At 58.6% G+C, this 8889-nt stretch carries 8 protein-coding genes; 3 read left to right on the top strand and 5 right to left on the bottom strand.

What is annotated here, in order from left to right:
• The 3 genes from OKC42_RS16640 to trhA all read right to left on the bottom strand — a co-directional run.
• Positions 1 to 1760: retention module-containing protein (locus tag OKC42_RS16640; RefSeq protein ID WP_270820280.1), on the bottom strand; the 1760-nt coding region annotated here is incomplete at its 3' end.
• Positions 1761 to 1991: 231 nt separating this feature from the next.
• Positions 1992 to 3653 carry a putative transporter gene (locus tag OKC42_RS16635; protein WP_270820279.1) on the bottom strand — a complete coding sequence of 554 codons (1662 nt, stop codon included), beginning with the start codon at positions 3651 to 3653 and terminating at the stop codon, positions 1992 to 1994.
• Positions 3654 to 3780: 127 nt separating this feature from the next.
• Complete coding sequence (gene trhA, locus OKC42_RS16630; protein ID WP_042080056.1) at positions 3781 to 4416, bottom strand: PAQR family membrane homeostasis protein TrhA; 636 nt, start codon at positions 4414 to 4416, stop codon at positions 3781 to 3783.
• A 175-nt stretch (positions 4417 to 4591) separates the two neighbouring features.
• On the opposite strand from trhA, the gene OKC42_RS16625 reads away from it, so the two are divergent.
• From OKC42_RS16625 to OKC42_RS16615, 3 genes are all read left to right on the top strand, one after another.
• Positions 4592 to 6115 (top strand): pyridoxal-dependent decarboxylase, encoded by a 1524-nt coding sequence (locus OKC42_RS16625; RefSeq protein ID WP_270820278.1) that lies wholly within the window; start codon positions 4592 to 4594, stop codon positions 6113 to 6115.
• Between the two features lie 90 nt (positions 6116 to 6205).
• Positions 6206 to 6769 carry a septation protein A gene (locus OKC42_RS16620; RefSeq protein WP_064335576.1) on the top strand — a complete coding sequence of 188 codons (564 nt, stop codon included), beginning with the start codon at positions 6206 to 6208 and terminating at the stop codon, positions 6767 to 6769.
• Between the two features lie 24 nt (positions 6770 to 6793).
• A complete protein-coding gene (locus tag OKC42_RS16615; protein WP_005354350.1) occupies positions 6794 to 7090 on the top strand; it encodes a YciI family protein in 297 nt (98 codons plus the stop codon).
• Positions 7091 to 7170: 80 nt separating this feature from the next.
• Here OKC42_RS16615 and cysQ read toward each other — a convergent pair whose 3' ends face one another.
• Entirely contained in the window at positions 7171 to 7938 is a 768-nt protein-coding gene (gene cysQ / locus OKC42_RS16610; protein ID WP_429090299.1) for a 3'(2'),5'-bisphosphate nucleotidase CysQ, read from the bottom strand.
• Positions 7939 to 8140: 202 nt separating this feature from the next.
• Entirely contained in the window at positions 8141 to 8878 is a 738-nt protein-coding gene (gene pdxJ / locus OKC42_RS16605; RefSeq protein ID WP_270820277.1) for a pyridoxine 5'-phosphate synthase, read from the bottom strand.
• Between the last annotated feature and the right edge of the window lie 11 nt (positions 8879 to 8889).

Here is an 8889-nt window from a genome sequence, read left to right as displayed (position 1 = left end):
TCGTTGGTGCCTGTGATGGTGATGGTCACGGTGTGCTCGGTGCCATCCACGGACTTGACCACGAAGGTCTCGACCTTGGTCTCACCCTCGCCCAGGTACTCCACCTTGCTGTTGTCAACGTTATAGGTCCAGACACCGCCCTCGGTGATGGTCAGGCTGCCCAGCGCGCCTTCGCTCGCCTTGATGCTGGCCGCGTCGGTCTTGAACGCCACCTCGTCAGCACCGTCCACGTCGGTCACGGTCAGCACGCCGGTATCGGTCAGTACATCTGGGCTGGCATCTTCAGTCACAGCGCCGATGTCGTCACCCGCGATGATGGCTGCATCATTAACGGGTGTAACAGTCCCAGTAACCCCACCTGTCGAGCTGTTCACGCCATCGGTAATAGTGTATTCAAAAGAGATATCACCGTTGAAATCAGGGGCCGGGGTAAAGATCAGCTGGCCATTGGCCAAGGTGAGGGAACCATTACTGATCGCTACAGTGCCGCCTTCGGCAATGGCTTGGCCGTTGATAGCAGTAATGGTGAGACGATCACCATCCGCGTCCGTGTCGTTGCCAAGCACATTGATGCTGATAGTACCGTCCTCTTCAACGGTGAACTGATCATCCACTGGCTGAGGCGCTGCATTAACAACACTGTTGTCGCTCCCCTTGGGCGAGGTGTTGCCCACAGGATCTGTCAAGGTAGCATCAACTGTGATCGGGCCATTGACAGGCAGATCCGTGGTGGGAATGGTCAAAGTAACCTGAGTACGGCCGATATCATCGGCTGTCAGAATCTTGCTGGAATCAGGCACTCCATCACCATTCCAGTCAACATCGAGACGATCACCGACCTTGGCATCACCCGGTAAACGGATAATGACACCCACTCCGGTTTCACGCTCATTAGCGGAGATGACATTATCTGCCCCATCCAGGATCTCGACCTGTGGAGCGGAGGGCGCGGTACTGTCAACGCTACCATCATCGGTTGCAGTACCGGTATTACCTGCAGGATCTGTCACTGTAGCTGTGACGGTATAAGAGCCTTCAGCCAAGGGGGTAACCACATCCACGGTGAAGGTGCCTGCGGGTATGACGATAGCGGTCAGGGTTTGTTGATTACCGTTTGCATCGATGACCAGCAGGGTCACGGTGCTGCCAACGGGAGCATCCGTGGTTCCGGTCAGGGTCGGAGTAGTATCATTGGTGTTATCTGGCGCAAAGACGGAAATGGTGGGCGGAGTCAGGTCAAATACCTCATCTTCGCCAGCAGCACCAAGCGGTAGTTCACCATTGGCGTTGTAGGTGGTATCGAAGGTGGCTTCAGCAATGGTTGCGGAACCGGTTCGGTCGATGGTGACAAAACCGCCGTTGCCACTGGCACCGGCGACGCCCCCAATACCGCCACCACCGGCGGCAGGTGCACCGCCTGCGGCAGAGGCTTCAAAGGCCTGAGTCGGGTCCGCGCCGCCCAAAATGGCCTGTTGCAGGGCACTGATATCATCAGGAGTACCTGCAGCGCCGTTTTGCGCCAGCTGGGGAGCATCTCCCTCTTCAGCAGGCTCACTCTGCTCGCTGGCTGGTTGCACAGTGAACGACTGTCCGCCGCCCATGAAACTGGCGCCATCCGGCGACATGATCACCGCCCCTTTCGGCAGCACATCACCTTCAGCCAACAGCTTCCGGCTGCCATCTGCGGCAACCAGATAAATTTGTCCTTTAAGTTGGGTTACGGTTACGCCCTGTTCCAAGGTAACGGCATTGGTGATCATGTTCTCTCCTGAATCCTGATTTGAATGCAATAAGCCACAGCCTACTTTGCAGACTGAGGGGAAAAATAACCAGCTCGAAAATTCGAAAGGATAGACCGATTTGAGGCTGAACTGTTCAGCCAGACAGAAGTGTATAAAACGAGGGTGCGAGAATGGCAAAAACCAAAATTATCAATAAATTACAGAGTAATGACAGGAGCATGACAAAGCATGCTCCCGTCAAGATTAACCCTATACACCCGCCCAGAGGATGATAGCCAGCAGCTGTGGCGAGATGATCCGCAGGAACATCACCAGCGGGTAGACAGTGGCGTATGAGAGCGCACTGGCGCCACTGGTCGGGTGCATGGCGTTGGCAAAGGCCAGCGCGGGAGGATCTGTCATGGAGCCGGCCAGCAAGCCGCACAGGGTCAGATAGTTCATCTTGCCGTAGAGGCGCGCCAGCACACCGACCACCAGCAGCGGGATCAGGGTGATCGCCATGCCGTAGAGCATCCAGGCTGGGCCATCACCGTTGATCAGGGTATCGACGAAACCGGCACCGGACTTGAAGCCGACCACAGCCAGAAACAGCACGATGCCGATCTCCCTCAGCGCCAGGTTGGCACTGGGGGGCATGAACCAGTAAAGCTTGCCGATGCTGCCGATCCGAGACAGGATCAGCGCCACCACCAGCGGCCCACCCGCCAGACCCAATTTGAGAGCGGCCGGGAAACCGGGCAGGTAGAAGGGGATGGAGCCGAGCAATACGCCAAGGCCAATCCCGATAAATACCGGCAACATCTGCACCTGTTGCAGCTTTTGCTGCACGTTGCCGACCACATTGGTGACAGCTTCGATGGCATCGAGACGGCCAACCAGGTTGAGGATGTCACCAAACTGCAGGCTGGTCTGGCTGGTCGGCACCAGTTCGATACCGGCACGGTTGAGGCGCGAGATCACCACGTCATAGCGCTGTTTAATGTCCAGATCGCGGATCTTCTTGCCAAGAACCTGCTCGTTGGTCACCACAACCCGCTCGACGCGCAGATCGGTGCCCCGGGTCGAGAGCGAGGTCTCCACCTCCTCCCCCAACACCAGCAACACCTTGTGCAGCGCGTGGCGCTCACCCACCAGATGTAACAAGTCACCCAGTTCGATACGGGATTCCGGCCGTGGCACCATCAGCTCGTCGCCCCGTTTGAGCCGTGAACAGATGACATCAGACTCGTCGAGACTCGGGATCTCGCTCAGCATCAGACCGTGCATGTTAGGGTTGCGCACCGCGATGTTGATGGTCTGCAAGCTCTCTTTGGTTTTACCGGTTTGTAGCTCGAACTGGGCGGCTTCATCGTCAATCTTGATGCGAAAGAAGACCCTGACCAGCCACATGGTGAGCAAAATGCCACAGATGCCAAACGGATAGGCAACCGCATATCCCATCCCCATCAGGCCAGTCGAACCGGGCGCGGCCCCCAGCTCGGCCAAGATCTGTTGGCCCGCACCGAGGGATGGCGTATTGGTGACGGCACCGGAGAAGACCCCCAGAATGACCGGCAACGGCACATCGAAAAATTGATGCAAGCCAGCGGCCACCACGCAGCCAAGGATGACCAGCAAGGCGGCAAAGGCGTTGAGTTTGAGACCTGAACTGCGCAATGACGAGAAGAAACCCGGCCCGACCTGGATGCCGATGGTATAGACAAACAGGATCAGGCCAAATTCTTGAATAAAGTGAAGCGTTTGTGCATCCAGCGCGAGCTCGGAGGCGCCTGCAAAGTGACCTACTATGATACCGCCGAACAGCACCCCCCCTATTCCCAAGCCAACGCCATAGACTCGCCAGTTTCCCAGCCAGAGTCCTAGCACTGCCACCAGCGACAACATGCTGATGGAAAGCGCGATTTCACTCATTTCGTGCATCCTTTGCGAATTGAACTGGCCCTAGCTTGTCAGCAAACGCTGATGCCAACTGTGTGATACCGCACGAATTTATCCTTTTACGCGCCAAAAATACCAATTAAGGGCTAGTTGCAAGACGTTAGGCGACGTAGCCGTAAATGGCCATAAAGTGACAAACGCTGCCACCCAGCACAAAGAGATGCCAGATGGCATGGTTATAGGGGATCTGCTTGGCCACATAGAAGATGACCCCGAGGCTGTAGATAAGGCCACCAAGCCCGAGCAGCAGCAGCCCCTCACCGGCCAGATGGATGTAGAGCTGGTAGATGACCACCAGCGACAGCCAACCCAGCATCAGGTAGGTAAAGAGCGACAACTTCTTGAAACGGTTGATAAACACCAGCTTGAACACCACACCAGCCAGCGCCAGGGCCCAGATCACCACCATCAAGCCCTTCGCCAGCGGCGTGTCGAGCGCAACTAGCAGGAACGGAGTGTAAGTACCGGCGATCAGCAGATAGATTGCGCAGTGATCAAACACCTTGCACCAGCGTCTGGCCCGCCCTGACCCCATGCTGTGGTAAAGGGTCGAGGCGAGATAGAGCAGCACCAGACTGCCGCCATAAAGGCTGTAGCTCACCAGCGCCTGCGTACCCTGCCCCCATCCCTTGATGAGCAACAGCACCAGCCCGACAATCCCCAGCAACAATCCCGCACCGTGACTCAGCCGGTTTGCCAGCTCCTCCCGGGGGGAGTAATCCATCACACCACTCATAACATCGACTCCACAATAACTGTGGCTCACTCTACCCAGCGCCATTTCGGAGTACAAGTGTTCGCTTAAAAAATGGAGTGGCTGTCACCTGCCAACCTTTGGTGTATGCTCTGCCGCCGATGCCCGAGACAAGCGGCATAGACGCCAACCCCGGTGACCTGGTCTGGAGAACCTGATGAAGTTGACTGAGCTGTTTGCACAAGCGGATCCCGCCTTTGGCGAGGCGATGAACACCTTGCTGGAGAGCTTCCACCACTCCGACGACAGTCAGGCTCCCTACCAGCGCGACCTGTTCACCCACCAACTCGATCAATCCCGCATGCCTGCAGTCGGCCAACCTATCGAGGAGTATCTGGCGCGGCTGGCCACTCTGGTGCCCGGCGCCTCTCACCTCACTTCGCCACGCTATATGGGCCACATGACCGCGCCACTGCCGGCCTATACCGCCGAGCTGTCGCGCCTGCTGGTGATGCTGAACCAGAATCCGATGAAGATGGAGTCCTCCCGCCTGCTCAGCTTTCTGGAGCGGGAGGTGCTGGCCAAGCTGCACCGCCTCATCTATGGCAGGGACGATGCCTTCTACGGCGAGCAGATGCATGCCAAGGATGCAGCCCTCGGCGTCATGACCAGCGGCGGAACCATAGCCAACGTCACCGCCCTCTGGCTGGCCCGCAACCGCGCCTGCGGCGACAATCTGTTCGCCCTCTACGAGCAGGGCTATCGCGGCGCCGTCATTCTAGGTTCACGGCTGATGCACTACTCCTTCGACAAGGGGATGGATTTGCTGGGGCTGGGCGCCCGCAGCGTCTGGCGCCTCGAGACCGACGAGCAGAACCGGCTCAGTCTGGCTGCGTTGGAGCGGGCGCTGCTCCAGTGCAAGGAACAGAAATTGAAAGTGCTGGCATTGGTCGGCGTGGCAGGCAGTACCGACTTTGGCTCCATCGACCCCCAGCCTGAGCTGGCCGCCATCGCCGAGCGCGAGCAGATCCACTTCCACGTGGATGCCGCCTGGGGCGGCCCGACCCTCTTCTCCCCCCGCTATCAAGGTCTGCTGGCCGGAATAGAGCAGGCCGACACCGTCACCCTGGATGGTCACAAGCAACTGCTGGTGCCGCTCGGTACTGGCATGCTGCTCTGCCGCCAGCCCGACCTGATGATGGCGGTCAAGCGAGAGGCGCCCTACGCCATTCGCGCTACCTCATTCGATCAGGGCCGCTTTACCCTGGAGGGCACCCGCCCGGCCAACGCCCTCTATCTGGATGCCGCTTTCCAACTCTTCGGCCAGCAAGGCTATGCCGAGCTTATCGAAGCCAACTACGACCGGGCCCGGCTGATGGCCGAGCTCATCGAAAGCGATCCTGCTTTCGAGCTGATGTCGGCGCCGGTGATGAACCTGCTCTCCTACCGCTGCATCCCGCCCCACCTGCAGGGCAAGGTGCTGGATGAGACGGCCAATGCGCAGATCAACGACTTCAACGTGGCACTGCAAAAAGCCCAGCGGGCCGAGGGGCACAGCTTTGTCTCCCGCACCCAGCGGGCCGTGGTGCGCTACGGTGCCCAGCCGCTTACCCTGCTGCGTGCCGTGCTGCTCAATCCCCTGATTGAAGAGCGCCATATCCGCGACCTGCTGGCCGATCAGCAGCGACTGGGGATCTCCATTGCACGTCAACTGTTTGGCGACAGCGCGGAACCGGCGTAAAAATGAGCGGTCTTATTCATTTGCCGTTGTCCGCCATGCAGGTAGACTGGGCGAAATTTGCAGGCCATCTTTGAGGACTAGGCGCCAGACATGAAGCAATTTATTGAATTTATTCCACTTATCGTTTTCTTCGCGGTCTACAAGTTTTACGACATCTACATGGCCACTGGTGCACTGGTAGTGGTCACCGGTCTGCAGCTCGCCTATAGCTGGATCCGCTATCGCAAGGTCGAGAAGATGCAGCTCTTTACCTTCCTGCTGGTTGGCTTCTTCGGCGGCCTCACCGTCTTCTTCCACGATGACACCTTCATCAAGTGGAAAGTGACTGTCATCAACGTGCTGTTCGCACTGGGTCTGCTCATCAGCCGCTACGGCTTTGGCAAGAATCTGATCAAACAGATGTTGGCCAAGGAGCTGCAAGCACCCGATAAGGTCTGGGACACAGTCAATCTCGGCTGGGTCGGCTTCTTTACCGTCTGTGGCCTGCTCAACCTCTACGTGGCGTTCAACCTGCCGCAAGAGATGTGGGTCAACTTCAAGGTGTTCGGTCTGCTGGGGATGACGCTGGTCTTTACCCTGCTGAGCGGCGTCTATCTCTATCGCCACATCCCTGCCGAGCAGTTGTCCCAGCAAAAAGACGAACCCAAAAAGTAACCCTCATCAGAAAAGGATTGTCTCATGTGGTATCTCATCTACTCCGAAGATGTCCCCGATAGCCTGCCACTGCGCAAGCAAGTTCGCCCCGCCCATCTGGCTCGCCTCCAAGCCCTGCAGGATGAGGGTCGCCTGCTGACCGCCGGCCCCAACCCCGCTATCGATGCCGAGGATCCGGCTGATGCAGGCTTTACCGGCAGCACCGTCATAGCAGAGTTTGCCTCGCAGGCGGATGCCCAAGCCTGGGCCGATGCCGATCCCTATGTGGCAGCTGGCGTCTATGCCAAAGTGACCATCAAGCCGTTCAAAAAGGTCTTCTGACCGCAAAGCGAATAGCGAAATAAAAAAGGCCGGACTGGAAGTTCACTCCAGTCCGGCCTTTTTGCATCCCGATATCTCGTTTATGCCTTGGCGACAAACCAGGGATTGAGGATATCGGGCTTGTTGTAGGCAAGGGATGAGCCATCGAGCTGGGTGACGCAGCCCCCCGCCCCCTCCAGCACCGCCTGCGCCGCGCCGGTATCCCACTCGCAGGTAGGAGCGAGGCGCGGATAGAGCTCGGCCCCCCCCTCGGCAATGATGCAGAACTTAAGGGAGCTGCCCATCGAGACCAGCTCGAGCTCGCCAAAAGGAGCCAAGAAATCGAGGGTCTCCTGCGACAGGTGGTTGCGACTGCCCACCACTCGCCACGCCTCGCCTTCACGATGAGGCCGGGTCTGGATAGGCTCGCGCTTGCCATCGGCGATGCGCCAGGCACCGAGACCCTTTCCGCCATACCAGAGCTTGTCCAGCACAGGGGCATAGACTAGCCCCCAGCGCGGTGCCCCCTCTTCAATCAGCGCGATATTGACGGTGAACTCACCGTTGCGGGAGACAAACTCCTTGGTGCCATCGAGGGGATCCACCAGCCAGTAGCGGGACCAGCAATGACGCACCGCCATCACCTCGGGCCCTGACTCCTCCGACAGCACAGGGATAGCAGGAGTCAGCCGTGCCAACGCCTGCACTATCACCTCATGAGCCCCCTTGTCGGCCGCGGTCAGCGGACTCTCGTCGCTCTTGTACTCCACAGCGAAGGGCTGGCTGTAGATGGCCATGATGGCTGCCCCCGCCGCGCGGGCGACAGGTTCAAGTTCGGTGATATCGGGGTGGTACAGGGGATGATCCATAACAATCTCGTCCAACTCACAGGGTCAACCAGTGTAACCCTTTTGACATCAACTGCTTATAGCCGATTGTGCTGGGTTATTACAGCTCGGTGGCCGCCAGCCCATTGCCCTCACTTGAACAACACCTGAAATAACAAAGGACGCCGCGGCGTCCCTTGTTATTTCTAGCGGCCGGTCTCAGGCCGCGGACCCATCCAGCGAGTCAGATCCCCTGACGGGCTTCCTGCATCAGCAGGCGCATATCGCTCACGGCCTTGGCCAGACCATCGAAGGCGGCACGGCCAATGATGGCGTGGCCGATGTTGAGCTCATAGAGCTCGGGGATAGCAGCGATAGCCTTGACGTTGTGGTAGTGCAGGCCGTGGCCGGCATTGACCTTGAGCCCCTTGCCAGCGGCATAGGAGGCACCGGCGGCAATGCGCTTGAACTCGGCGTTGCGCTCGGCATCTGTGGTGGCATCGGCGTAACGGCCAGTGTGGATCTCGATAAAGGGGGCGCCACTCTCGGCAACTGCATCGATCTGGATTGGGTCGGCATCGATAAAGAGGGATACCTGCGCCCCCACCGCGGAGAGACGGGCAACTGCGTCAGTCACCTTGTCCAGCTGATCGGCCACGTCCAGACCGCCCTCGGTGGTCACTTCGGTGCGCTTCTCCGGCACCAGACAGACGAAGTGGGGCTTGATGCGGCAGGCGATGCCGATCATCTCTTCGGTCACTGCCATTTCCAGATTCATTCTCGTCTGGATAGTCTGGCGCAGGATCTCCACGTCGCGGTCGGTGATGTGGCGGCGATCTTCACGCAGATGCACGGTAATGCCATCGGCCCCGGCCTGCTCGGCCACGAAGGCGGCCTGTACCGGATCCGGATACTGGGTGCCACGGGCGTTGCGCAGGGTGGCGATATGGTCGATGTTCACACCCAGATAGATTTCACTCATTGAGAACTCCT

It is taken from the genome of Aeromonas sp. Y311-2 (assembly GCF_027706025.1).
Taxonomy (GTDB): Bacteria; Pseudomonadota; Gammaproteobacteria; order Enterobacterales; family Aeromonadaceae; genus Aeromonas; species Aeromonas veronii.
The sequence above is the reverse complement of the archived record's forward strand: the minus strand, read 5'-3'. Positions and strand labels throughout refer to the sequence as shown.